Source organism: Limnobaculum xujianqingii (genome assembly GCF_013394855.1).
Lineage (GTDB): Bacteria > Pseudomonadota > Gammaproteobacteria > Enterobacterales > Enterobacteriaceae > Limnobaculum > Limnobaculum xujianqingii.
Genome location: NZ_JABMLK010000001.1, coordinates 178,382 through 204,912, shown reverse-complemented (window position 1 = coordinate 204,912; position 26,531 = coordinate 178,382). Strand labels below are relative to the sequence as shown.

The 26,531-nt window shown below is 46.5% G+C and carries 21 protein-coding genes; 11 read left to right on the top strand and 10 right to left on the bottom strand.

Annotated elements, in window-relative coordinates; all coding sequences use genetic code 11:
• Complete coding sequence (recG, locus tag GOL65_RS00590; protein ID WP_140920492.1) at nucleotides 1–2,082, top strand: ATP-dependent DNA helicase RecG; 2,082 nt, start codon at nucleotides 1–3, stop codon at nucleotides 2,080–2,082.
• On the opposite strand, the gene GOL65_RS00585 is transcribed toward recG, so the two are convergent.
• A complete protein-coding gene (locus GOL65_RS00585) occupies nucleotides 2,083–2,880 on the bottom strand; it encodes an aspartate dehydrogenase (RefSeq protein WP_179038108.1) in 798 nt (265 codons plus the stop codon).
• A gap of 197 nt (nucleotides 2,881–3,077) precedes the next feature.
• Here GOL65_RS00585 and GOL65_RS00580 point away from each other — a divergent pair, with 197 nt between their 5' ends.
• From GOL65_RS00580 to GOL65_RS00570, 3 genes are all read left to right on the top strand, one after another.
• Nucleotides 3,078–4,487 (top strand): uracil-xanthine permease family protein, encoded by a 1,410-nt coding sequence (locus GOL65_RS00580; protein WP_140920490.1) that lies wholly within the window; start codon nucleotides 3,078–3,080, stop codon nucleotides 4,485–4,487.
• A gap of 168 nt (nucleotides 4,488–4,655) precedes the next feature.
• The gene (locus tag GOL65_RS00575) at nucleotides 4,656–6,446 is read left to right on the top strand and encodes an AsmA family protein (protein ID WP_140920489.1); all 1,791 of its coding nucleotides are present in this window, start codon (nucleotides 4,656–4,658) and stop codon (nucleotides 6,444–6,446) included.
• Nucleotides 6,447–6,657: 211 nt separating this feature from the next.
• Nucleotides 6,658–7,215: an AAA family ATPase gene (locus GOL65_RS00570; protein WP_140920488.1), complete on the top strand. Its 558-nt coding sequence runs from the start codon at nucleotides 6,658–6,660 to the stop codon at nucleotides 7,213–7,215.
• Here the strand turns inward: GOL65_RS00570 and GOL65_RS22340 are convergent.
• From GOL65_RS22340 to yihX, 5 genes are all read right to left on the bottom strand, one after another.
• A complete protein-coding gene (locus GOL65_RS22340; protein WP_267313811.1) occupies nucleotides 7,209–7,343 on the bottom strand; it encodes a hypothetical protein in 135 nt (44 codons plus the stop codon). The genes GOL65_RS00570 and GOL65_RS22340 overlap by 7 nt on opposite strands.
• A 3-nt stretch (nucleotides 7,344–7,346) precedes the next feature.
• Nucleotides 7,347–8,255 carry a fatty acid biosynthesis protein FabY gene (gene fabY / locus GOL65_RS00565; RefSeq protein ID WP_140920487.1) on the bottom strand — a complete coding sequence of 303 codons (909 nt, stop codon included), beginning with the start codon at nucleotides 8,253–8,255 and terminating at the stop codon, nucleotides 7,347–7,349.
• A gap of 64 nt (nucleotides 8,256–8,319) precedes the next feature.
• Nucleotides 8,320–8,754, bottom strand: a complete 435-nt coding sequence (dtd, locus tag GOL65_RS00560; RefSeq protein ID WP_140920486.1) for a D-aminoacyl-tRNA deacylase — start codon at nucleotides 8,752–8,754, stop codon at nucleotides 8,320–8,322.
• Nucleotides 8,751–9,650: a virulence factor BrkB family protein gene (locus GOL65_RS00555; protein ID WP_140920485.1), complete on the bottom strand. Its 900-nt coding sequence runs from the start codon at nucleotides 9,648–9,650 to the stop codon at nucleotides 8,751–8,753. Before GOL65_RS00555 ends, dtd begins: the two co-directional genes overlap by 4 nt.
• 122 nt (nucleotides 9,651–9,772) lie before the next feature.
• The gene (gene yihX / locus GOL65_RS00550) at nucleotides 9,773–10,366 is read right to left on the bottom strand and encodes a glucose-1-phosphatase (RefSeq protein ID WP_140920484.1); all 594 of its coding nucleotides are present in this window, start codon (nucleotides 10,364–10,366) and stop codon (nucleotides 9,773–9,775) included.
• Nucleotides 10,367–10,712: 346 nt separating this feature from the next.
• Here yihX and GOL65_RS00545 point away from each other — a divergent pair, with 346 nt between their 5' ends.
• The gene (locus tag GOL65_RS00545) at nucleotides 10,713–11,117 is read left to right on the top strand and encodes a YidB family protein (RefSeq protein ID WP_130590005.1); all 405 of its coding nucleotides are present in this window, start codon (nucleotides 10,713–10,715) and stop codon (nucleotides 11,115–11,117) included.
• 249 nt (nucleotides 11,118–11,366) lie between these two features.
• On the opposite strand, the gene typA is transcribed toward GOL65_RS00545, so the two are convergent.
• Nucleotides 11,367–13,193, bottom strand: coding sequence for a ribosome-dependent GTPase TypA (gene typA, locus GOL65_RS00540; protein ID WP_179038107.1), 1,827 nt, complete (start codon nucleotides 13,191–13,193; stop codon nucleotides 11,367–11,369).
• Between the two features lie 353 nt (nucleotides 13,194–13,546).
• Here typA and glnA point away from each other — a divergent pair, with 353 nt between their 5' ends.
• From glnA to GOL65_RS00520, 4 genes are all read left to right on the top strand, one after another.
• A complete protein-coding gene (gene glnA / locus GOL65_RS00535) occupies nucleotides 13,547–14,956 on the top strand; it encodes a glutamate--ammonia ligase (RefSeq protein WP_130590003.1) in 1,410 nt (469 codons plus the stop codon).
• A 161-nt stretch (nucleotides 14,957–15,117) separates the two neighbouring features.
• Nucleotides 15,118–16,167, top strand: a complete 1,050-nt coding sequence (glnL, locus tag GOL65_RS00530) for a nitrogen regulation protein NR(II) (protein ID WP_140920482.1) — start codon at nucleotides 15,118–15,120, stop codon at nucleotides 16,165–16,167.
• Between the two features lie 8 nt (nucleotides 16,168–16,175).
• Nucleotides 16,176–17,600, top strand: coding sequence for a nitrogen regulation protein NR(I) (gene glnG, locus GOL65_RS00525; protein WP_140920481.1), 1,425 nt, complete (start codon nucleotides 16,176–16,178; stop codon nucleotides 17,598–17,600).
• A 206-nt stretch (nucleotides 17,601–17,806) separates the two neighbouring features.
• A complete protein-coding gene (locus GOL65_RS00520; protein ID WP_140920480.1) occupies nucleotides 17,807–17,929 on the top strand; it encodes a YshB family small membrane protein in 123 nt (40 codons plus the stop codon).
• A 338-nt stretch (nucleotides 17,930–18,267) separates the two neighbouring features.
• Here GOL65_RS00520 and hemN read toward each other — a convergent pair whose 3' ends face one another.
• Both hemN and yihI read right to left on the bottom strand, forming a co-directional pair.
• Complete coding sequence (gene hemN / locus GOL65_RS00515; RefSeq protein WP_140920479.1) at nucleotides 18,268–19,641, bottom strand: oxygen-independent coproporphyrinogen III oxidase; 1,374 nt, start codon at nucleotides 19,639–19,641, stop codon at nucleotides 18,268–18,270.
• A gap of 203 nt (nucleotides 19,642–19,844) precedes the next feature.
• Nucleotides 19,845–20,393: a Der GTPase-activating protein YihI gene (gene yihI, locus GOL65_RS00510; protein WP_140920478.1), complete on the bottom strand. Its 549-nt coding sequence runs from the start codon at nucleotides 20,391–20,393 to the stop codon at nucleotides 19,845–19,847.
• Nucleotides 20,394–21,089: 696 nt separating this feature from the next.
• Here yihI and yihA point away from each other — a divergent pair.
• Entirely contained in the window at nucleotides 21,090–21,740 is a 651-nt protein-coding gene (gene yihA, locus GOL65_RS00505; RefSeq protein WP_140920477.1) for a ribosome biogenesis GTP-binding protein YihA/YsxC, read from the top strand.
• A gap of 373 nt (nucleotides 21,741–22,113) precedes the next feature.
• Here the strand turns inward: yihA and polA are convergent, their stop codons facing one another.
• A complete protein-coding gene (gene polA / locus GOL65_RS00500; protein WP_140920476.1) occupies nucleotides 22,114–24,909 on the bottom strand; it encodes a DNA polymerase I in 2,796 nt (931 codons plus the stop codon).
• A gap of 714 nt (nucleotides 24,910–25,623) precedes the next feature.
• On the opposite strand from polA, the gene GOL65_RS00495 reads away from it, so the two are divergent.
• Nucleotides 25,624–26,529, top strand: coding sequence for an acyltransferase (locus tag GOL65_RS00495; RefSeq protein WP_140920475.1), 906 nt, complete (start codon nucleotides 25,624–25,626; stop codon nucleotides 26,527–26,529).
• The last annotated feature ends 2 nt before the right edge of the window (nucleotides 26,530–26,531 follow it).

Genomic DNA, 26,531 nt, shown 5'->3' with positions numbered 1-26,531 from the left:
ATGAAAGGCCGCCTGTTGGATGCCATCCCGCTGAATACCCTTTCGGGGGTTGGCGCCAGTCAAGCCGCTAAACTGGCCAAAATCGGTCTGTTTACCATTCAGGACCTGCTATTCCACCTTCCACTTCGCTATGAAGATCGTACCAAACTCTACCCTATCGGCGACTTGCTACCCGGCTTACACGTAACCGTGGAAGGGGAAGTCATCCGCAGTGATATCGCCTTTGGCCGCCGTCGAATGCTAACCTGCCAGATTACCGATGGTACGGGAGTGCTGACCCTGCGTTTCTTTAACTTCAACGCTGCCATGAAAAATAGCCTGTCCGCAGGCAAACGGGTGAAAGCCTATGGCGAGGTGAAACGTGGTAGTCATAACGCAGAGATAATCCATCCGGAATACAGTATTCAGGGTGATTATGGTGCTATTCAACTGGAAGAGACGCTAACACCGGTCTACTCCACTACCGAAGGCGTACGTCAGGCAACGCTGCGTAAGCTGACAGATCAGGCATTAAAATTGCTGGAGACCTGTGCTATCAGTGAGTTATTGCCTTCAGAATTAAGCGGTAAATTGATGAGCCTGCCGGAGGCGTTAAGCATATTGCATCGCCCACCGCCGGACACTCAGCTTACCGATCTGGAACAAGGAAGACACCCTGCTCAGCGCCGTCTGATTATGGAAGAGCTACTAGCTCATAATCTGAGTATGCTGGCCGCACGTGCCGGAGCACAAAGCTATAACGCCTGGCCGCTCACCGACAATGGTACGCTAAAATCAAACATGCTGGCTTCCCTGCCGTTTAAGCCTACCGGCGCACAAAGTCGGGTAGTGACTGATATTGAGCAGGATATGGCAAAACCGGTACCGATGATGCGTCTGGTACAGGGGGATGTTGGTTCCGGTAAAACGCTGATTGCCGCACTGGCAGCGCTAATTGCCATTGAAAACGGTAAGCAGGTTGCTCTGATGGCACCAACCGAATTGCTGGCAGAACAACATGCCAGTAATTTTCGCCAGTGGTTTGAACCGTTGGGTATTAATGTAGGTTGGTTAGCCGGTAAGCAAAAAGGTAAGGCACGACAGCAACAAATGGAGGCTATTGCTGCCGGTGAAGTCTCCATGATTGTCGGTACTCACGCGATTTTTCAGGAACAGGTAAAATTCTCCGGTCTGGCGCTGGTCATTATTGATGAACAACACCGATTTGGTGTGCATCAGCGATTGGCTCTGTGGGAGAAAGGCGAAGAACAGGGTTTTCACCCTCATCAGTTGGTAATGACAGCAACGCCTATTCCCCGCACGCTGGCGATGACGGCCTATGCGGATATGGATACCTCGGTGATTGATGAACTACCGCCGGGTCGTACTCCGGTCACTACCGTTGCTATCCCTGATTCACGACGGGAAGATATTATCAGCCGGGTGAGAGATGCCTGTAAGCAGGAAGGTCGTCAGGCTTACTGGGTTTGTACCCTGATTGAAGAATCAGAAGTGCTGGAGGCTCAGGCTGCCGAGGCGACAACCGAAGAACTCAAAATAGCGCTGCCGGAACTGAATATTGGTTTAGTTCATGGCCGTATGAAAGCGCAAGAAAAGCAGGATATGATGGACGCCTTCAAGCGAGGTGAGGTTCAACTACTGGTAGCCACTACCGTCATTGAAGTTGGGGTTGACGTACCAAACGCCAGCCTGATGATCATTGAAAACCCGGAGCGTTTAGGTTTAGCCCAACTCCACCAGCTACGTGGCCGTGTTGGTCGCAGTGCCGTCGCCTCTCACTGCGTATTGTTGTATAAAGCTCCCCTGAGTAAAACGGCTCAGAAGCGCCTTCAGGTACTGCGCGACAGCAATGATGGATTTGTTATTGCCCAGAAAGATTTAGAGATCCGCGGGCCAGGTGAGTTATTAGGCACCCGCCAGACCGGTATTACTGAGTTTAAAGTGGCTGACCTGATGCGGGATCAAAGCATGATCCCGGAAGTACAACGCACCGCCCGCTATATCCATCAAAAACACCCGCAGCATGCTCAGGCACTTATTGAACGCTGGCTGCCGGAAAGCTCAAGATACACTCACGCCTGATTATTCATCCGCCAAACCATCGCTAACCAAGCGTCGGCAAATCTGTACCGCACTTAACGCCGCCAGCGTGGAAGTTTTTGGATTTGTCGCCAAAGGCTGACCATTCAGTTCAATATCAAATTCACCAAAGCGTCCTGCAACATGAATTTTATGAGTATTCTTTTGAGTATGAGGGTCGACAATCATTTTCACCCGGGTTTTATCCATACCGATACCCATCAGCGCAATAGTCGCTGCAACATTGGCGTTCGCCGGAAAAGAACTGGCCGCTTCGCGGGCACTCCCTTCAAAAAATATCGTTGCCTGAGAGACGTTATCCAAATCAACCCGCTGTTCTGCCGGGCTTCCACGCCAACTGGCGGGACTTTTACGAGAAATATAGGTTACGTTATCTAATCCACCTTCACGTGCAGCAGACAGGCCATCCATACCGGCTACAGCGCCGGATAAGATAATTAACTCACCTTTACCCTGAAGAGCAGCCTGACGTACTCGGTAAAATAACCCGGCATCCGCCAGTGCACCAGTAGAAATCAGCGCCAGCTTCCAACCTCGATTCAATACTGATTCGCCATATTCATTGACCGCTTTCTGGCTGGCACACTCCAGCACCAGATCCGGTTGCCCCTGACACTCATCGGGATGAGTTAACGGTATTAATTGACCATCACACAGCTGTGAAATGGCCTGATGGTGATGGGGGCGAGCCACAATCCAACCCACACTAACTCCCTGAGGTAAACGAGCCATAACTTCATGAGCCATGGCGCCAAAACCAATCATCATTATTTTTTTCATTGGGGAACTCGCTTTGTTTCAATACCGATGGAGGCGCTTTACAGGCTGCACTATACCTGTCTTTCAATGTATTGTAGGTAATCAAGATTACAGTTTGGATAAATAATCATTAGCAAACGATAACGCAAACGGTTGCGATAAATTTTAAAATCATTAAAATGCGCTCTTTGCAGCTTCAGAGGTTCTTCACTTTTATCATGACCAGCCTACATCCCGCACACGATGCTGTCAGTAATGTCGAAAAAATCAGTACGCCAGCCCCTGCTTCCAATAGTGAACTGATTTATCATCTTGAAGATCGCCCACCGCTACCGCAAACGCTGTTTGCCGCGCTTCAACACTTGCTGGCGATGTTCGTTGCCGTTATCACTCCAGCGATGTTGATTTGTCAGGCGCTTGGACTGCCGGCACAGGATACTCAGCACATTATCAGTATGTCGCTATTTGCCTCCGGTTTGGCGTCGTTATTACAAATTCGCACCTGGGGACCGGTAGGTTCTGGCTTATTATCTATTCAGGGCACCAGCTTTAACTTTGTTGCGCCACTGATTATGGGTGGAACCGCGTTGAAAAATGGCGGTGCCGATGTGCCGACCATGATGGCAACCCTGTTTGGCACTCTGATGCTGGCCTCCTGTACCGAGATTTTCCTGTCGCGCGTGCTGCATTTAGCTCAACGAGTTATTACGCCGCTGGTTTCCGGTATTGTGGTGATGATTATTGGTCTGTCGCTGATTCAGGTTGGTTTAATCTCTATTGGCGGTGGCTACAGCGCCATGTCAGAAACCAATAATACCTTTGGTTCCCCAAGCAACCTGCTGCTGGCTGGCGTGGTACTAGCGACGATTATTTTACTTAACCGCCAACGTAATCCTTATCTGCGTGTTTCTTCACTGGTCATTGCTATGGCGATTGGATATCTGTTGGCCTGGGCTATGGGTATGCTGCCAGAGCGTGCCAGTGTAGAGAGCGAATTGATTATGGTGCCAACTCCGCTTTACTATGGCCTTGGTATTGACTGGACGCTGCTTATTCCTTTAATGTTGGTGTTTATGATCACCTCACTGGAAACCATTGGTGATATTACCGCAACCTCTGATGTTTCAGAGCAGCCGGTGGCAGGTCCTGTATATATGAAGCGTCTGAAAGGCGGCGTGCTGGCGAATGGTCTGAACTCCATGCTGTCTGCGGTGTTTAATACCTTCCCTAACTCCTGCTTTGGTCAGAACAACGGTGTTATTCAATTAACCGGTGTTGCCAGCCGCTATGTGGGTTATGTGGTTTCCCTGATGCTGGTGCTGTTAGGCCTTTTCCCGATTGTCAGTAGCTTTGTATTAAGCATTCCGGAGCCCGTATTAGGCGGAGCCACCATTGTGATGTTTGGTACCATTGCTGCTTCCGGGGTACGTATTGTTTCCCGCGAAACCCTGAACCGCCGGGCAATTATGATTATGGCGCTCTCGCTGGCCGTTGGCCTTGGTGTTTCTCAGCAACCACAGATTCTGCAATTTGCCCCTGAGTGGTTAAAAACGTTGTTATCTTCCGGTATCGCTGCCGGTGGTATTACTGCAATTGTGCTGAATCTGGTATTTCCTCACGAGAAATAACCGATGATATGTGTTGCATGAAGCCCACCTTTACGGTGGGCTTTTTGCTTATTGAGTCGCATGATTCATAATATGTCTTAACGTATATTTCTTACTATTTTCATTGAGATTGTAGAGTAAATACGGCATAAAGAGACCTTGCTTAATTTTGTCATACGGATTCAGACCATGAGATTTATTCGGAAATCACTGTATACCCTACTGGCCCTGATTCTGGTGCTGGCAATTGCTGTTTATTTTATTGCCCAAACCTCTTATGCCGCCAGATGGGTTAGCCAGTGGGTAACCGACAATACTCCTTACCAACTCTCGCTGGACCATCTGGATTACAGTATTACCTCTCCCTATCAGTTAGTGCTTAATGATGTTGAATTCAGCCAACAAAAACAGTCGCCACTACTAAAAGCAAAAAAAGTAACGCTGGAACTGACTTCATCATTTTGGCAAACACCAATGTACTTTTCAGCGCTGGAGCTGGAAGACGGCACCCTTAACTTGTCGTCCAAAAATACGATAGAGCTGGCACCCGGTAGCGACCGCTTCCAGCTAAGAAATATGACATTAAATGTCGACAGTCCGGAGCTCAGCCTGCAAGGGGAAAAGGTCAACGGCGGCATTATTCCATGGACATTAACCAATAATTTTCTACCAGAGAAAGACAATCGTTTTGAATTTAGCGCCGATAAGTTGGTAGTTAACGGAATTGATACCCATAAAGTTCTGGTTCAGGGCGAAGTAAAAGATCATCAGATTCTGTTTAACAATGTTGGTGCTGATTTAGCCAATGGACAACTCACCGGAAACGGTAAACGTACCGCCGATGGCAAATGGCAGATAGAAAGCCTGCGCCTTAGTGAAGTGAAATATCAGAGCCCTCTCGAGTTAGATCAATTACTGGATCAGCTTAATCAACGCATCAGCAATACCGATATTAGCCTGAACCGTTTAGACCTGATTAATACCAATATTCAGGGGCCTGAATGGGCATTTAGTGACTTCACACTGTCGATGAAAGATCTGGAGTTTATTAAAGGCCGTTGGCAGGCAACATCCGGCAGTGCTCTGATGAATGCTTCTGATATGATTTATAACGATAATCATCTGGTTAGTCCGGTACTAAGCCTTGAGCTGGAAAATAACAGCATCAAAATCAAACAGTTCAGCAGCCGCTGGCAGGATGGTTTAGTACGAGCAACCGGTAACTGGCAGCGGGATACCCAAACTCTGACGCTGGATGACGTAGCATTCACCGCATTGCTTTATACCTTACCTAAAGACTGGTTGGCCCAGTTAAAACAGGTTCAGCCTGAATGGTTGCGTGAATTGCATATCACCAAGCTGGCGGCAAACCGCAATATTCTGATTGATATTACTCCTGACTTTCCGTTCCAGTTCACCTCTATCGACAGCAACGGCAACAATCTGTATCTGGTGAAAAACCGTCAGGTTGGATTGTGGGGAGGCACATTAAGTTTTAACGCCTCTGATGCTACGTTAAATAAAATTGACCTGCGCCACCCGTCCTTTACCCTTAACGCTATGCCAGAAACCATTACTATCAGCGATATAAGTGCTTTCACTAAAGAAGGGTTAATCGAGGCAAATGCCACGCTGGGCCAACAACCTGAAAGAGCTCTGAACCTGACCCTTAATGGCCGCTCTGTACCGGTTGATATTCTGCAAAGTTGGGGATGGCAAGCAATTCCACTACAGGGCAACGGTACTATCGCCCTACAGCTCAATGGCGATTTGATTGATAAACAAAGTGGAAAACCCGAACTGAAAGGCAGTCTGAAAATGACCAGTGATACCGGGCAACAGCTAACCCAATATCCGGCAGGACAGAAAGCTATTCCCGAAGAACCTCAGGCTATAACTCCAGAGCCGATTATTGACCCACCGGTAGCACCTGCACCGCCATCAAAGCAGGATGCTCCTGAAGCATCACCATTTGGATAATAAAGCTGGCTACTGAGCCCATATTGTTATGTGTGTATGACAATATGGGCATCATACAAATATAATTAGCCTATTTGCTGAAACAAAATAAATTGTCCTCTGGCATGATAGGTTAATGCTAAAACTACTCTTCCCCGGTCTTCCCCCGATTCAAACTTTCTAACTTATTCTTCTTAACTTATCTTTTAACTCTGCCGTAGAGGAGACTCTTATGCTTAACTTTCATAAACGTATTGTAATTACAGGTGGCCCTGGCTCAGGAAAGAGTACTCTGATTGATGCACTGACCCAAAGAGGCTATTTATGTTCAGTCGAAGCAGGAAGGTCCATTATTCAGGATCAGATAAGTATTGGCGGAAACGCGCTACCTTGGGGTGATCGTATTGCATTTTCCGAGCTTATGTTAAGTTGGGAAATTCACTCATGGCACGCGGCAAATGGATGCCATGAGCTATGTTTTTTTGATCGTGGTATTCCTGACGTGGCCGGATATTTGAGTCTCTGCGGATTCCCTGTTCCGGCACATGTTGAAAAAGCTATCAATAATTTCAGATATGCTGGCACAGTGTTTATTGCACCACCATGGAAAGAAATTTATGTACAGGACTCTGAACGTAAACAGTCAATTGAGGAAGCAGAACAGACGTATTGGACTCTGAGCAAGACGTATCAGGCATATGGATATCAACTAATTGAAATTCCGCGTATTCCTGCCGATGAACGGGCCGACTTCATCATTTCGCAAGTAAGCCAGAAAGATTTTCAGTGAATAAGCTGACTCAGAATTTTGTATTTAATCTGTCGTAATAGCAGGTAACTGCCGATGCCTTCCTGTTGGCGACCAACTTCCACTGATAGCCTGTAGAACTCGCTACCATCTGGGGAGTCTATGGGCATAAATTACTCATGCCCCTCAGGCAGAACCATATAGGTTCCTTCAAACACACAGCCTACATCTTGCTCACCAGAGACGGTCACCTCTAACTGAACCCGAGCTTTACGACCACGGGCAAGGCGATCCAAATCGCCTTTCATTGAGTCCATACTGGCTACTGCCGTTGGTCGGCCAACTACCGGTTTCTGATAGCGAATATGAGCATCTACCAGCACGATAGAACCGCCTAACTGACGCTCCTGCAACAGCAACCAAATTAGCCCCCAGCCGGTTAATGTAGCTAAGGAGAACTGACTACCGGCAAAAATAGTATGGTGAGGATTGGTGTTCACCCCTTCCGGCATAGTGGTAATAAAGCGCTGGCCGGTGTACTGGCTGATACGTACCCCCATCTTTTCGCTCAGGGGAATGTTTTGATACCAGGCATTTTGCAGTTGGGCACACCAGTCAGGGCGATGGAGAATATCATCCAGCGTTGCTATCGGTTTTCTCATCAGAAAATGGCGTACGGGAGTGGTCTGAGGTGTGGTGATCTCACCCTGATTGGTAAATCCCAGCTTATCAAAAAAGGTCACCGTCTCTTCCCGGGCGCTACAAATGATCCGTTTTACCCCTTCCTGACGCGCAATAGACTCCAGGGTCATGGCAATCAGAGTACCCAGCCCTTTACCCCGCACATTGGCCGCCACGGCCAGAAAGCGAATAGAGCCTTCATTATCGGCATTAATGTATAAACGACCAACGGCCACCACTTTGCCCTGAGTATCCACCACCATTTGATGGTGAGCTATCATATCGTAGCCATCTTTTTCAGAGCCGACTGGTTGATTCAGCGGCTTACGCAGCATCTCCCAGCGAAACTGATAGTAGTCATTTAATTCCTGTTCCGTTAGCGGTACTCGCAGGTGGTACATAAAAGCTCTCTTAGTTTTATCTGTTTTATAGTGAAACGCTTTATTTCATCAACCGCTGTCGGTACTAAACCTGCAGGCTGAAGGTGACCGGTCCATCATTGACTAACGATACCTGCATATCTGCGGCGAAAATACCGGTTTCGGTAGTGATAATTCGACGACAGCAGTCTGAGAAGTAATCATATAGTCGTTCAGCATCCTGCGGAGTCGCTCCGCGAGAGAAACTGGGGCGCATGCCTTTCTGGGTATCGGCCACCAGCGTAAACTGAGAAACCACCAGTACGCTACCACCAGCCTGTTGTACATTAAGATTCATTTTGCCTTGGTCGTCACTGAAAATACGATAGCCCAATACACGTTCGCACAAGCGCTCCGCTTTTTCATTGGTATCGTCTTTTTCTACGCCCAGTAATATCAGTAACCCTTTATCTATTGCGCCAACCATCTCGCCAGCGACCACTACATCAGCACGACTTACCCGTTGAATTAATGCAATCATTGCTCTGTTGTTCCTGAATCATTATCCGCATTGTTATTGGCTTCATATTCTTCACGCAGTTTGCGGTACACCCCGAGCGTAACTGTCACTTCTGCGCCAAAAAGTACAATACACCAACTAAGATATACCCAGACAAATAAAATCGGAATCACTGCCAGCACACCATAGATCAACTGGTAAGCCGGGAACATGGTGACATACATACCAAACCCTTTCTTCCCCAGTTCAAACAGTAGTGCGGCTACCAGGGCGCCAATAGCGGCATCTCTGCCAGGAACCCGCTCCGTTGGCACAATGCAGTACAGTATCCAGAATGAAACAAAAGAGAGAATCAGCGGAAAAATGCGCAATATCCGATCGACGATACTGCCCATATCACCGTCGTGAAACCAGCTCAGAGAAAGGAAGTAAGAGCTGATAGCCATGCTGGCCCCCGCCATTAAAGGCCCGAGGGTAAGCACCATCCAGTACACGGCGAAAGAATAGACCATCGGTCGTTGGCGTTCACTGTGCCAAATCGCATTGAGTGCCGTATCCACCGAGCCAATCAATAGCAGCGAGGTGACAATCAACCCACAAATACCAATTGCCGTCATTTTATTGGAGTTAGCCACAAACTGCTCCAGATAGGCCTGGATTGTCTCGCTGGCGGCTGGAACAAAGTTATTAAACACAAAGGCTTTAAGTTGAATGCTCACTTCAGCAAACATCGGAAATAAAGCAAACAGAGAAAACACCACGGTAATCAGCGGCACCAGCGACAGCAGGGAGACATATGCTAAATTACCCGCCATCATTTGCAGGCGATCTTCATTGGCCCTGGCCCAAAGCAGTTGTGCATAAGCAACTATCGGTTTAATTCTCTTTGGTCCCCGGACATGGGATAGATGTGACATAAGATACTCGCTTTCTATCGAATCGCCCTTTCCTTTAAGATAGTCGGATAATGACGATACAGGCCAGCTTACTTCACCTGTAAGGCAAAGGAACCAGCCTGTTTAGCATTCAAAAAATTAACTTAATTTGCACCAAAATAATCCGGGATAACTGTCTTATCAACCACATGCACAGCATTAATTCCCAGCGCTTCGGCAGCTATAATATTGTCGTAATTATCATCAAAGAAAATAGCATGTTGAGGATCAACGCCTTCCTGCTGTAAAACATGGCGATAAATATCAACCTCAGGTTTACGCATGCCTAATTCCTGAGATAAATAGACGCGATCGGCAGATTCACTCACTTTTGGATACTGTTGTGGCCAATAACGGCAATGCAACGCATTGGTGTTAGACAAGACGACGACCCGATTCCCCTCTTTACGCAAGCGACGCATAATTTCCAGCACTTCATCACGCTGACCAATAAAGATAGCTTGCCAACCCGCTTCAAACTGTTCGAAGCTCAACGTTAGCCCCATCTCTTCGCACAGTTGTGATGCAAACTCTTCATCGCTGATTTCACCACGTTCGTGCAACTCAAACGGTTTACCCATGGTAAAACGCTCGCTCAATGTGGCTAAAGGCACACCGCTTAAGTTACTCCAGACTCCCAGTACGCGTTTAAAATCTATATCGACAATCACATTCCCTAAATCAAAGATATACAACATGATGTGCACCTGCATGATTTGATGGTTTGTCCCAACACTACGCTACCACAGTTATCCTTATCTGAGCATCACAAAGTCACTAAAAACTAAATAAAAATCAGTCATCTTTTCATTCATATTAGTTGGTTAATCAGGCAGGAGTAAATCATCCGGATTAATTATTTAGCGATAAAAATTAATGCATATTGGTCGGTTAGGATATAATTCATTCTCACTCCGCGCGGTGGCTCAAGATCGGTTAATTTGAGTGTAATACGGGCACCACACGGACAAATTAAGGATGATTAGGGTATAACTCGCGTAAGTCTATACCCACGGTTTCATATAATTCAGGAGTAACAAGGTAATGGGTTTGTTAGATCAATTAGGCGGTATGCTGGGCGGTAACAGCAACAACAATAGCGGTTCCGTTGATTACATGGCAATTCTTCAGTGGGTTGAACAGCAAGGCGGCATTTCCGGCCTGTTAGACAAATTCCGTCAGGGTGGTCTGACTGAAATCGTTCAGTCATGGATCGGCACTGGCGCTAACCTGCCTATCTCTGGACAACAAGTTCAGGATATTATCAGCAAAGTCGCTTTACAGCAGTTATCCTCTAAATTAGGTATGGGCAGCCAGGAAACTTCCGGCCTTATTGCTCAATTCTTACCTGATATCGTTGATAAGCTGTCTCCAAAAGGCGAAGAGCCGGTTAACCCGGACTTAATGTCTCTGGGAATGAGTCTGCTGAAAGGTAAACTATTCGGTTAATACTACTGAATTGAATCATCGTTGCGGCATAGGGTTATACTTGCCGCAACGGAATCCCTCCGCTCACGACATCACCATCATTTCACAAAAATCATAACGTCACTCTGCAACGTCTGGATCAAGTCAGCTCAAGAGTGGTTTTTAGCATTCGTGAAAGAAAAAAACAAAAAAGAAAAGGGCAATAAACATTGCCCCTTCAAATTTAATACTCTGGGCAATATTCATTGCCGCTATTTTAACAACCGAGAATTAGTCTTCTTTCGGGCCACGGTTAGCACGTTTACGGTCGTTTTCCGTCAGATGACGTTTACGAATACGTATAGAAGTTGGCGTTACTTCAACCAGTTCATCATCATCGATGAATTCCAGAGCTTGCTCCAGAGACATCTTAACTGGAGGAACTAAAATGGTTGCTTCATCAGTACCTGACGCACGCATGTTGGTCAGTTTTTTACCGGTTAAGCAGTTCACTGTCAGGTCGTTAGAACGTGAGTGAATACCGATGATTTGGCCTTCATACACTTCTGCGCCATGGCCCAGGAATAACTTACCGCGATCTTGTAAGCTGAACAGTGCGAACGCAACGGCTTTACCCTGACCGTTAGAGATCAGTACGCCATTCTGGCGCTGACCGATTTCACCCGGACGCACATCATCATAATGACTGAAAGTTGAGTACAGTAAGCCAGTACCTGAAGTCATAGTCATGAATTCAGTACGGAAGCCAATCAGACCACGAGCCGGGATCATGTAATCCAGACGAATACGGCCTTTGCCATCCGGGACCATGTTCTTCACATCGCCCTTACGCTCACCCATGGCTTGCATGACTGAACCCTGATGCTGTTCTTCAATATCCAGCGTAACGTTTTCGAACGGCTCTTGTTTACGGCCATCAATTACCTTGTTGATAACTTTAGGACGAGAAACGGCAATTTCGAAACCTTCACGACGCATATTTTCGATCAGAACTGACAGGTGAAGTTCACCACGGCCAGATACACGGAATGCATCGGCATCTTCAGTTTCTTCAACGCGCAGCGCTACGTTGTGTACCAACTCTTTGTTTAAGCGGTCGAGGATTTGACGTGAAGTCACGTATTTACCTTCTTTACCACAGAACGGAGAGGTGTTTACACAGAAGTACATGGTTACGGTTGGTTCATCAACAGACAGTGCTGGCAAAGCTTCAACGCTTTGTACATCACAAACGGTGTCAGAAATATTCAGTTCACCCAGACCGGTAATAGCAATAATATCGCCCGCTTCAGCAACTTGTGATTCGATACGCTCCAGGCCCATATGGCCCAATACTTTACCGATTTTACCGTTACGAGTTTTACCTTCACTGTCGATAACAGTGACCTGCTGGTTAGGTTTAACCTTACCGCGCTTGATACGACCGATGCCAATAACGCCAACGTAGTTGTTGTAGTCTAATTGGGAGATTTGCATCTGGAACGAACCGTCACTATCGACGTCTGGTGGAGCAACGTGCTTAACGATGGCTTCAAACAGGGGATCCATGTTATCAGTCATTTCGTTATGGTCGTTACCTGCGATTCCCATTAATGCAGAAGCATAAATAATTGGGAAATCGAGTTGCTCGTCGATGGCATCCAGGTTAACGAACAGGTCAAATACCTGATCAACAACCCAGTCAGGACGCGCGCCAGGACGGTCAACTTTGTTAATTACCACGATAGGTTTCAGACCGTTAGCAAACGCTTTTTTGGTCACGAAACGAGTTTGCGGCATTGGGCCGTCCATTGCATCGACAACCAGCAACACCGAGTCAACCATTGACATTACGCGCTCTACTTCGCCACCGAAGTCGGCGTGTCCCGGAGTATCAACGATATTGATGCGATAACCGTTCCAGGTAATGGCGGTGTTTTTAGCCAGAATGGTGATCCCACGTTCTTTTTCGAGGTCACCGGAGTCCATAACGCGCTCAGTAGCTTCGTTACGTTGTTCCCCTAAAGTTCCTGACATTTGTAGTAGCTTATCAACCAGGGTCGTTTTACCGTGGTCTACATGCGCGATAATAGCGATGTTACGTAGATTCTCAATCACAGATTTGCCTCAGGCATTAGAAATAGCGCGTTATTGTACACACTTTAGACGAACTACTAAACAAGATCACAAAGATCTGTCAAAAACAACCAACGGCTGGACAGTTTGTGATCTCATTCACGGTAGAAAATGTCTATATAAAAAGCGATTTGCACCAAATTAAGTCACTGACCATAGCCTATGCACTAATTTAGTGCAAAAATTTGTTTTTCGTTCATACTCTGAAGTCATAGCTGCTACAGACTGCTATTTAATGGACCGGAATAAAAACTGGCACGATTATAGCATAACTTTAGCCCATGGCACCGATGCCAAATTATGACTCGAAAATAACAGCCAGCGGGAGAACACCAATGTCCACAGAACATGTTTTGACGATGCTTAATGAGCACGAAGTGAAGTTTGTCGATTTGCGTTTTACCGATACTAAAGGTAAAGAGCAACATATTACTATCCCTGCTCATCAGGTTGATGCAGACTTTTTCGAAGACGGAAAAATGTTCGATGGTTCATCCATTGGCGGCTGGAAAGGTATCAACGAATCTGACATGGTGTTAATGCCAGATCCAAGCACTGCGCTTATCGACCCATTCTTTGACGATACCACTCTTATTATTCGCTGTGACGTGCTTGAGCCAGGCACCATGCAAGGCTACGAGCGTGACCCGCGTTCTATCTCTAAACGTGCTGAAGATTTCCTGCGTTCTTCTGGTATTGCCGACACCGTACTGTTCGGGCCAGAGCCAGAGTTCTTCCTGTTTGACGACATTCGTTTCGGCAACTCTATCGCAGGTGCTTATTACCATATCGATGATATCGAAGCGGCATGGAACACCGGCACCAAATACGAAGGTGGCAACAAAGGCCATCGTCCTATGGTTAAAGGCGGTTACTTTCCGGTTCCACCGGTTGATTCATCACAAGATCTGCGTTCTGCCATGTGTCTGACCATGGAAGAGATGGGTCTGGTTGTTGAAGCTCACCACCACGAAGTGGCTACCGCAGGTCAGAACGAAGTGGCTACCCGCTTCAATACTATGACTAAAAAAGCTGACGAAACCCAAATCTACAAATATGTGGTGCACAACGTTGCTCACGCGTTTGGTAAAACAGCCACCTTTATGCCTAAGCCATTAGTGGGCGATAATGGTTCTGGTATGCACTGCCATATGTCACTGGCTAAAAACGGTACTAACCTGTTTGCTGGCGACAAGTACGGCGGCCTGTCTGAAATGGCTCTGTATTATATCGGTGGTGTTATCAAACATGCTAAAGCGATTAACGCACTGGCGAACCCAACTACCAACTCTTATAAGCGTCTGGTTCCAGGGTTCGAAGCGCCAGTTATGCTGGCTTACTCAGCGCGTAACCGCTCTGCATCAATCCGTATCCCGGTAGTTGCCAGCCCGAAAGCACGCCGTATTGAAGTACGTTTCCCGGACCCTGCTGCTAACCCATATCTGGCGTTTGCTGCACTGCTGATGGCCGGTCTTGACGGTATCATCAATAAAATCCATCCGGGCGAAGCAATGGATAAGAACCTGTATGACTTACCGGCAGAAGAAGCGAAAAACATCCCTACTGTTGCAGGCTCTCTGGAAGAAGCCCTGAACGCGCTGGATGCTGACCGTGAATTCTTAACCCGTGGTGGCGTGTTCACTAATGATGCTATCGATGCTTATATCGAACTGAAGCAAGAAGAGATGAACCGCGTTCGTATGGCTCCACACCCACTGGAGTTCGAACTGTACTACAGTGTGTAACAGCAGCATGTAAGAGCAAAACATCATATTGGTGTTATCTACGTTAGGGTTTGAGCCCATCACTTGATGGGCTTTTTTCACCTGACCACATTGCGGGGCTTTTTTGAGGGTTTAATACGCCTTATCAGATGATGCCCCAATTTAGTGCAAAGGAGCCACTAATGGAAAACCCAGCGCTGCCGGATACCGAGCAAATTCTTAACTCACAGATTACCTGTGTGTTAATTCTGGATTTTTCATTAGCCATTCAATACGCCAACCCTGCTGCTCAGCAGTTACTGGTGCAAAGTTCTCGTAAGCTGTTTGGTACTCCACTGCCTAATCTGGTTGATTATCTGTCGTTAGATGTTGATCTGATGTGGTCAAGCCTGCGCGAAGGCCAGGGATTTACTGATAACGAAGTCACTATGGTGGTGGATAGCCATCTCCATGTGCTGACCCTCAGCGCTCAACTGCTGGCGGATGAGCATATTCTGATGGAGCTGTCGGCGCTGGATAATCATCGACGTTTGAGTCAGGAGCAGTTACAGCATTCACAACAGATCGCAGCAAGAGAACTGGTACGTGGATTGGCTCATGAGATTAAAAACCCGCTAGGCGGGCTACGTGGAGCCGCGCAACTGCTGGCTAAAGCGTTACCCGATCCCGGGCTGGTTGAATATACCAAAGTGATTATTGAACAAGCTGATCGGCTACGTAATCTGGTGGACCGATTACTCGGGCCTCAGCATCCGGGCCAGCGGGTGGTACAAAATATTCATCAGGTCTCCGAGCGGGTCTATCAGTTGCTGGTGCTGGAAAAGCCGGATAATGTCACTATTGTTCGCGATTATGACCCGAGTATGCCGGAATTAATCCACGATCCGGAACAGGTTGAACAGGTGCTGTTAAATATCGCCAGAAACGCCATGCAGGCGCTGGGACAATCGGGTGGTTCTATTATTTTAAGAACCCGCACTGCCTCACAAATGACACTGCATGGGATTCGCTATCGCTTATGTGCCCGAATTGATATTGAAGATAACGGCCCCGGAATTCCCCCACAGCTACAGGACACCATCTTCTATCCAATGGTTAGCGGACGCGAAGGCGGTACCGGCCTTGGCTTATCCATTGCCCGTAGTCTGATTGACCAGCATCGGGGAAGAATTGAATTTAACAGTTGGCCAGGCCACACCGAATTTTCGGTATTCCTGCCTATTCGTCAGTGAGGGTTACTATGAGTCAAGCTACAGCCTGGATTGTTGATGATGACAGCGCTATTCGCTGGGTATTGGAGCGAGCACTGACTGGCGCCAACATGCAGTGCACCAGCTTTGATTCTGCTGACGAGGTTTTAATCGCGCTGGAGAAGAGCTCTCCAGACGTATTAATATCCGATATTCGTATGCCAGGTATTGATGGGCTGGCGCTGCTGCAAACTATCAAGCAGAAGCACCCTTTACTGCCGGTTATCATTATGACGGCTCATTCTGATCTAGATGCGGCTGTCAGCGCCTATCAGTTTGGTGCCTTCGACTATTTACCTAAGCCTTTTGATATTGATGAAGCCGTTGCATTAACCGAACGAGCAATCAGTCACTATCGGGAGACTCGCCAGCCGGAAAAAGAAACTCAAAATAGCCGACCAACTACCGATATTATTGGCGAAGCCCCTGCCATGCAGGATGTATATCGTATTATTGGTCGCCTTTCTTTGTCATCTATTAGTGTATTAATCAACGGTGAATCCGGTACCGGTAAAGAGTTGGTAGCCCATGCATTGCACCGCCACAGCCCTCGCGCCAACGGCAAATTTATTGCTCTGAATATGGCTGCAATTCCCAAGGATCTGATTGAATCAGAGCTGTTCGGCCATGAGAAAGGGGCATTTACCGGTGCGGGTCAGGTACGTCAGGGGCGCTTTGAGCAAGCCGATGGCGGTACGCTGTTTTTAGATGAAATTGGTGATATGCCGCTGGAAGTTCAGACTCGTCTGTTGCGGGTTTTGGCTGACGGACAGTTTTATCGCGTTGGTGGCTATGAGCCCATCAAAGTTGATGTGCGCATTATTGCCGCCACCCACCAAAATCTGGAACTGTTGGTAAAAGAACACAATTTCCGTGAAGACTTGTTTCACCGTCTTAATGTTATTCGTATTCATTTACCTCCGCTGCGTGAGCGCAGAGAAGACATTCCCCGTCTGGCACGCCATTTCCTGTTGATTACCGCACAGGAACTGGGGGTTGAAGCTAAGATTCTACATCCGGATACTGAACTGGCGCTAAGCCAGATGACCTGGTCGGGTAACGTTCGTCAGCTGGAAAATACCTGCCGCTGGTTAACGGTAATGGCCGCTGGCAAAGAAGTATTGCCCCAGGACTTGCCGGAAGAGTTGTTTGTTTATGACGATCAAGCCCCGGAATCCCACTCCTCTGCCGCCACATTTGATGGTCACTGGACAATATTACTGGAGAAATGGGCGGAACAGGCGCTGTCTTCCGGCAAAGAAGATTTATTGTCTGAAGCCTTGCCGGATATGGAGCGTGTGCTGTTATCCGTTGCTTTACGTCATACTCACGGTCACAAACAAGAAGCCGCTCAGTTACTTGGCTGGGGCAGGAATACCCTGACTCGAAAATTGAAAGAGCTGGATATTGAATAATCGTTTCTAACCGGCACGGATGCCGGATTAAAAAGTTTTTTTAATGTAATCCAGTCCGCATTTTTTCCATCAAATTCTGATATTCTTGGCGCAAATCATCAAATCTCGTTTTAGATACGGTTGGTGAAATTTTGTACTTTACAGATTTCATCACCTGCGTATTATGACGACAATATTATTTCTCCAGATCAGTACGGAGCAGGATCATGCTGGAAAATTTAGCTAATTTATTTAATTTCAGCACCGAAGTCGGTGCAATGACAGGGCAGTCACCTCAAACCGCTTTTGCAGCTATCCTGTGTGTGATTATGTTTGTTCTATTCTCCTGATTTTTCCCTTCTATATCTGAAGGGAAGCAGGGTCAACTAAAGATAAGAATAATGGGAAAGGTCAACGCAACATGCGTGTGCGGCAGCGTGAAATTTGAAGTTTCTCTGGATGATTATCGGGTATCGGTGTTGGTTATAGTTAGTCAGCTTTTGAGGATATTCCGGCCGTAAAGGCGATACTGCTCATCTTACCTTTGTGGTCGGCCGGAAGACCATCTGTACTTTAATTCGGAGAGCGTCGGGCCTAGCCGGGCTACGGGCACTTCGTTGGCTTACGCCAAGTCGACCCCCACGCCCGTCTCTCCCGACGATTAGCTTTGTTAAGCTACAAAAAACCTCTATATAACCCTTGAGAACTGTTGTCGCCGTGCTTGTTGGCGTAAATAGACGTCAAAACACATGCAGATATTACGGATCAATAAGCGACCTTTGCCGGTTACGTCGATACGTTTGTCATCAATGGTGACTAGCCCATCTTTTTCCAACGGGATTAGCAATTTCAGGTCTTCTGCAAAATATTCGGCAAAGCGGATATTGTGTTCTTTCTCGATTGGGGCAAAGTCCAGGCTAAAGTTGCAAATCAGGGTTTTAATCACATCACGACGAATGCAGTCGTCTTCAGTCATTGCCAGGCCTTTCCACAGCCCATTGCCTTTTTCTTCAACGCTGGCGTAGTAAGCTTTTAAATCTTTCTGATTCTGGGCGTAGGTATCGCCAATCATACTGATGGAAGAGACGCCCATGCCTAACAAGTCGCTGTCACCGTGGGTGGTATATCCCTGGAAGTTGCGATGCAAATGCCCTTCGCGTTGAGCAATAGCCAGTTCATCATCCGGACGAGCAAAATGGTCCATGCCAATAAACTGATAGCCGTCGTTAGTTAATGAACTGATGGTTTCCTGAAGAATATCCAGCTTTTCATTAGCCGAAGGTAAATCATGATCTTTAATTTTAATCTGAGCAGCAAAACGGCTTGGTAAGTGCGCGTAGTTAAAGACGCTCAGGCGATCCGGGCTCAGTTCAGCCACGCGCTGTAGCGTAAAGGCAAAGCTTTCTGCTGTCTGTTTTGGCAAACCATAAATCAGATCGATATTGGTGGAGCGGAAACCCAGAGCTTTGGCGCGGTTAATCAGGGAGAAAATAAACTCTTCATCCTGCTCGCGGTTTACCAGACGTTGCACTTCTTTATTGAAGTCTTGCACGCCCATACTCATACGGTTAAAACCTTCTGAACGCAGGTGGTCCAGAATATCCAGTTCGATTTCTCGTGGATCAATCTCAATAGAAATTTCAGCATCCGGCTGGAAGTTAAAATGCTGGCGCAGCATTCCCATCAGTCGGCTGATTTGCTGTTGATTTAAATAGGTTGGCGTACCGCCGCCCCAGTGCATCTGTGAAACCTGACGGTTAGTAAATAATGGAGCACGATGACGAATCTCTTGCTCCAGTACGTCGAGGTACTGCTCAACTTTATGCCCCTGACGAGTCACTATCTTGTTGCAGCCGCAGAAATAGCAAAGCTTGTGGCAGAAAGGAATATGTATATAGAGGGATAACGGGCGCTCAGGATATCGGGCAACCGCTGACAGAAAATCACTTTCTCCGTACTGCTCACTAAACTCAAGCGCCGTTGGATAAGAAGTATATCTGGGCCCGGAATAGTTATATTTCTGAATAAGGGCCAGATCCCAATCAATCATCTGCGTCGACATTTGCTCACTCCGTCTTATTTTTTTGTCTCCCCGGTCGTCTATTCATATTTTTTATAGTACTGCTTTTTCTAATACCGGGGGTTTTGGCTGAACGCCAACTGTGTTTCAGTTGGTTCAGCCATAATAGTCTACCTAATAACCAGACCAGATAACATGCCAGTATCAAACCTGGTAACAGGAATACTAACTGCATAGTCGATTATTTACTCTTGAGGATTGTTTCTTTTGAGTAATTTAACAATATCTTCTTTCTGCTCTTCTGGTTCATCCAGCAGATCGTCTTCGTCGTCACCTAAATCAATGCCTAAAACAGACATCAGTTCATCGATACGATCGAGAGTATTGTCCACATAACGTTGTTCTTCTGCCGACAGCTTTTTGCCATCATCAATAGCATCGAGTAGCTCATTCAGGCGATCGTCATTTTCCAACAGGGCTAATTCTTGCTCTGGCGGAATACTGGCAGCTTTTGGCGGTTTAGGTGCCTTAGGTTTAGCCACCACTGACTGATTACCTTCAACAATCAACGGAACTGGCGTTTTGCTGCCAATACGCGGATCTTTAAAAGCACCGGTAGATTTCTGATTTTTCCCGGATTGGGAATCAACATTAGTACGTGCGCCCGCTGAATTTCCCCGATGTTTTTTCGCACGCTTGCGCGCCCGAGCCTCGGCATCAACTTCTTCACGACTTTTACGCTTTGCTTTGACAACTTTATTGTTGCCTTTCGCGGTATTTTGAGGCTGCTTCATAGCGAATTCTCTAAAGTGGAGATATTGGGTCGGAATCTAGCAGAAACCAAGAAAAAAGGCGACAGAGTTATCTGTCGCCTTAGTCTCGAACCATTAAAGGAAAAATTATTTCCTAATCTCATCCCTGTGAACAAACAACGTCCCGGTCTATCCTTTTGTTATTTTCCATTCCCTGGTAATTGCCCTTGTTCTCTTCCTGGAGAAACACGCTCATCCCTGGTGCTATCCTTAGCTCTTGTTCTTCCTGAACTACGCTTCTGCGTATCCTGACTTCCTTATCCGTGTTACTATCCTGCATCACGCTACCTGATTCCGTCAGGTATTTCCTTCTTACTCTGTAAACATCATCCTGATGTTTCCGTGAGATTCACATCCTGTGAATTTCTGTCCTGGTGCATCCCCTTGCTTGATGTGTACTTTACTATGCTGCGGCGGCTAAACAAGTAACCAACTGGTATTAATACTAGGTATTTTCTGTCCTACAAAATAACTAGCTGATAATAAACGTGTTAAATTGTAGGGCTAATTAAAAAAGAGGACATTGCCCTACTTTTCTATGGCAAATGTCTCACAAGGGTTAGCTGGCTATTGCATCAATATCTGCTAGCTACAGGGAAAATTGACAATAAACTCACCCTTTCTTACGGAAGACAGTATAATTGCCAGCCAAATTTGCTATTCGCGGAGACGAACGTTTTGACACTGAAAAACTTTAACTATCATAAGACACATTTCGTCACCAGCGCCCCGGACATTACCCATTTGCCTGCTGATTTTGGTATTGAGATCGCCTTTGCAGGTCGTTCTAATGCGGGTAAGTCCAGCGCCCTGAATACGCTGACCAATCAAAAGAACCTTGCTCGTACCAGTAAAACACCGGGACGGACCCAGCTAATTAACCTGTTTCAGGTTGAAGAGAATCTTCATTTAGTGGATTTACCGGGATACGGCTATGCCGAAGTGCCGGAAGAGATGAAACGTAAATGGCAACGCGCGCTGGGCGAATACCTGCAAAAGCGTGAATGTCTCAGGGGTCTGGTGGTGCTGATGGATATTCGTCATCCCCTAAAAGATCTGGACCAGCAGATGATTCAGTGGGCAGTAGACGTAGAACTGCCGGTCATGATTTTACTCACCAAAGCCGATAAGTTGGCCTCCGGAGCCCGTAAAGCTCAACTCAATATGGTACGTGAAGCGATTTTACCGTTTCAGGGAGACATTCAGGTTGAGATGTTCTCATCTCTGAAGAAACTGGGCGTTGATAAACTACGTTTGAAACTGGATGAATGGTTTAATCTGGATTTTGATCGTAACGATGAAGAGTCTGATGACCAGCCAGCAGAGTAAACCCTGCCTTCTTATTTCCTGAATTTCAGATAAAAAAACGCCCCATTCAAACGAATGGGGCGGCTAATATAAAGCCAACCCTATTACAGGGTTGAAAAATAGAACATCTTACCTCTGTACCCTACAGCGCTAACTCTACTCCATTTCTCACACAGGGAAAAGCAATTTTTGTAAAAAAATTACAAGCAATTTGATTACATACCGAGACTGTTATCACAAAAAAATAGAGTTTATGTAGTTTAGTTACATAGATATCCGCACCAGTGATATCAAAAGTGATTATCTATGAAGATGTTCAAAAATAAAAAAAGCTCCAACGTTTATCACATTGGAGCCTGTTTAAGCGGTCAGTTATAGAGTATTCAGTGTGTGATTAGTGCGCTTCGTCCCAGTTCATTCCAACCCCAACATCGACTTTCATTGGCACAGAGAGTTTTACACACTGCTCCATAAGCTGACGGATAGTTTGTTCTGAAGCATCCAGCACTGACTCATGAACCTCAAACACCAGTTCATCGTGTACCTGCATAATCATTTTCACCAGTGGTTTGTCTTGCTGTTGCAGCCAGTTATCCACTTCTATCATGGCGGTTTTAATGATGTCTGCCGCAGTGCCCTGCATTGGCGCGTTGATTGCTGCCCGTTCAGCTCCTTTACGACGCATACCGTTGCTGGCTTTAATATCTGGCAGATATAAGCGACGACCAAACAGCGTCTCAACGTAGCCTTGTTCAGAAGCCTGCACGCGAGTACGTTCCATATACTCCAGCACGCCCGGATAGCGCTCAAAATACAGGTCCATATAACGCTGGGCTTCACCCCGTTGGATCCCCAACTGACGAGCCAGACCAAACGCGCTCATACCGTAGATCAAACCAAAGTTAATGGCTTTCGCGCTTCGGCGCTGTTCACCGCTAACCTGTTCAAGTGGGGTACCAAATACTTCCGCAGCCGTTGCCCGGTGGATGTCTTTGCCCTGTGCGAAAGCATCCAGTAGCCCTTTATCACCTGACAAGTCAGCCATAATTCTCAACTCAATTTGAGAATAGTCAGCTGCCATAATCCGGTAACCTTCAGGTGCAATAAATGCCTGACGAATACGACGCCCTTCTTCATTACGCACCGGGATATTCTGCAGGTTAGGATCGCTTGAAGAGAGACGCCCGGTTGCCGTCACTGCCTGATGATAAGAGGTATGCACCCGGCCAGAAACCGCATTTACCATAAGCGGTAGCTTATCCGTATAGGTAGTTTTCAGCTTGGCCAAACCACGATGCTCCAGAATCACTTTCGGCAGTGGATAATCCAACGCCAGCTCGGCCAGCACTTCTTCATTGGTAGAAGGCGCGCCTCCCGGCGTTTTCTTCAGTACTGGCAATTTCTGTTTTTCATAGAAAATCGCCTGTAGTTGCTTGGTAGAAGAGAGATTAAACGACTCACCTGCCAACTCATGTGCCTGATCTTCCAGCTCTTTTAAGCGTTGAGCTAATTCAGCCGAATGATGATTTAAAATCTGAGCATCAATCAATACGCCGGTACGTTCCATACGAGACAGAACAGGAACTAATGGCATCTCAATTTTGCGGAAAACTCGCTCCAGACTCGACTCTTGCTGTAGCTTCGGCCACATGGCCAGATGTAACTGTAAAGTCACATCCGCATCTTCTGCGGCGTAAGGACCGGCGTGTTCGATGGCCAACTGATTAAACGTCAGCTGATTTTTGCCTTTGCCCGCCAATTCATCAAAACTGATGGTTTTATGATTCAGGTAGCGACCTGCCAGACTATCCATATCGTGGCGTCCGGCGACGCTGTCCAGCACGTAGGACTCCAGCATGGTATCAAACTCAATACCGCGTAAATTAATGTCGTAACGGGCCAGCATACTTTGGTCAAACTTCAGGTTCTGGCCAATGATTAACGCTTTTTCACTTTCTAACAGCGGCTTCAGGGCTTTCAATACTTCTTCGGCACTCAGTTGATCTGGCGCACCAATATAATCATGGCCTAAAGGAACATAGGCGGCTTTACCTGCCTCAATGGCAAAAGAGACACCTACCAGATTAGAACTCATATAATCCAGACCATCGGTCTCGGTATCAAAAGCGAACAGCTCAGCTTGCTCCAACTGCTTTAACCAACGGTTAAAGCTATCCCAGTCGAGGATAACTTCATAACCTTCCTGAGATAAGGTGGCGGAAACTTCCGGCGCAGCGGCCGCGGCCTGATAGGCAACCGGAGCCGGTTTCCCTGCGGCGCTGCTCTTGTTACCAGCCTTCAGAGTGCCTGTGCTTTCCAGCTCAGCCAGCCAGCGCTTAAACTCATAGCGGGCAAACAGTTCACGTAATTCATCCACTTCAGGTTCGCGTAGCGCCAGATCCTGTTCATTAACCTCCAGCTCCACATCGGTTTTAATGGTGGCCAGTTTATAAGAGAGATAAGCAGCATCTTTATGCTGTTCCAGCTTTGCCGCCATGGTTTTCGCACCGCGAAAACTCAAATCAGCAATTTTATCCAGTTGGCTATATAAAGTATCTAATCCACCCAGCCCTTGCAGCAATGCCTGAGCCGTTTTTTCACCAACACCGGGAACACCTGGGATGTTATCGGAAGAATCACCCATTAATGCCAGAAAATCGATAATCAGCTCAGGCGGTACACCATATTTTTCGCATACCTCTTCCGGACCAAGAATGGTGTTGTTCATGGTATTAATCAGAGTAACCTGCGGCGTTACCAACTGTGCCATATCTTTATCGCCGGTACTGATTAGCACATCACGCCCTTTTGCAGAAGCGCTCAGCGCTAAAGTACCGATAACATCATCGGCTTCCACACCAGGAATAACTAATAATGGAATCCCCATCGCTTTCACCATTTGATGTAATGGCTCTATCTGAGCGCGCAGATCGTCCGGCATCGGTGGGCGGTGAGATTTATATTCAGCAAACAGTTCATCACGAAAGGTTTTTCCCTTGGCATCAAATACCACCACTATATGACTGGGCTGACATTGAGCTATCAGGCTGCGTAGCATATTCAGTACGCCATACATTGCCCCTGTAGGAACCCCTTCACGGTTGGTCAGCGGTGGAAATGCGTGGAATGCGCGATAAAGATAAGAGGAGCCGTCAACGAGCACCAGTGGGTTTTCTGCAATCTTAGCCATAAAATGATTCTTTGCTGTTTGATTCATCAATAGTGGTAAGCATGCCATAGCTGAGGCCAGGAAACGAATAGCTTATTTAACTTTAGCGATGCAGGCAGGAAAAAAAGCCGTCAAATCACCCACGAAACCTGTGGATAACTCGGTGGGTAAAAGTAAGTATATTTTATACAACAACGAGATAGCCGACTAAAAAGTGAAAATAAACATTAATAAATCAAAGAGATATATATAAAAGTCAAGTTTACATTCTAAACATGGCACGATCTTCAACTGTGGATATTTGATTTATTAGTGATTCATATCTGTCAAGGGCTATGCTTCCCTTTTCTGATAATTAACCAAATAATTTTAGTAAAAAATGGGATGAAAGAGAGTTCATCTGAATGCTCCCCAACACCTCAAAAGATCGCGTTATAAAAACCGTTAAAGCAACACATTCATTCTGAGCTTATCACTGACATATGTATAATCTGCAGACCAAAAGGTCGGGAGGAAGTCACTGCTAATATCCTCTGATATGCTTTTCTGTCCTTCGCAGATTTTGTTCATTAGCCAATTTAGTAATATGGTAGCCTTACGCCGCGTGATTGCTTCACCCTAACTTATTGCAATAAGTTATTTTAGTTTTGGCTTTCTGTTAGAATTAGTCAAAATTTAAATAATGATGAGTATTCATTGCATTGGATGCCAGTAGACCCGTAACGAAAAACAGACATGCCAAAACTATTAGCCCCAATTATCTTTGTCATCACGACAATATTAACCATCGTTTTTACCATGCTTTGCTCTGTACCTATGGTAATCGCTGGCATATTGAAACTTTTACTGCCTTTTAAAGTAGTCAGCCTTGGCGTATCTGCATTTTGTAATTTTATGATGTGGTGCTGGTGCGTTTCTCTGGCGCTGATTTTAAAAATCACCAATCGTATTGAATGGGATATTGAGGGTGCTGAAGATCTCAGTAAACAAAACTGGTACCTGTTGATTAGCAATCACAAAAGCTGGACGGATATCGTCTCCCTTTGTGTAGTAATGCGTAACCGCATTCCAATGAATAAATATTTTCTCAAGCAACAGCTGGCCTGGGTTCCCTTTATTGGTATCGCTTGTTGGGCGCTGGATATGCCGTTTATGCGCCGTTACTCGCGAACTTATTTGCTTAAACACCCGGAGAAGCGCGGCAAAGACATTGAAACCACGCGCCGTTCCTGCGAAAAGTTTCGTGACCATCCCACGACCATTGTTAACTTCGTGGAGGGATCGCGTTTTACCAAACAAAAAAGAGAGCAGCTCAACTCCCCTTACCAAAACCTTCTGCCACCAAAATCAGCTGGTATCGCACTGGCACTCAACGTGCTGGGCGCACAGTTCGATCGTATTCTAAACGTAACTCTCTATTATCCCGAAAACGAAGATAAGCCATTTGTTGACCTGCTGAGCGGCCAGATGAAGCGTATTGTGATACGTATCGAAACCCTGCCGGTAGATGACAATATTCGCGGCGATTATCTGAACGATAAGATGTTTAAACGTCAGTTCCAGCAGTGGTTGCATGAGGTTTGGCAGAGAAAAGATTTGCTGCTGGACCAGCTAAAATCGCAATTTAATAAGTCGCTGTAATA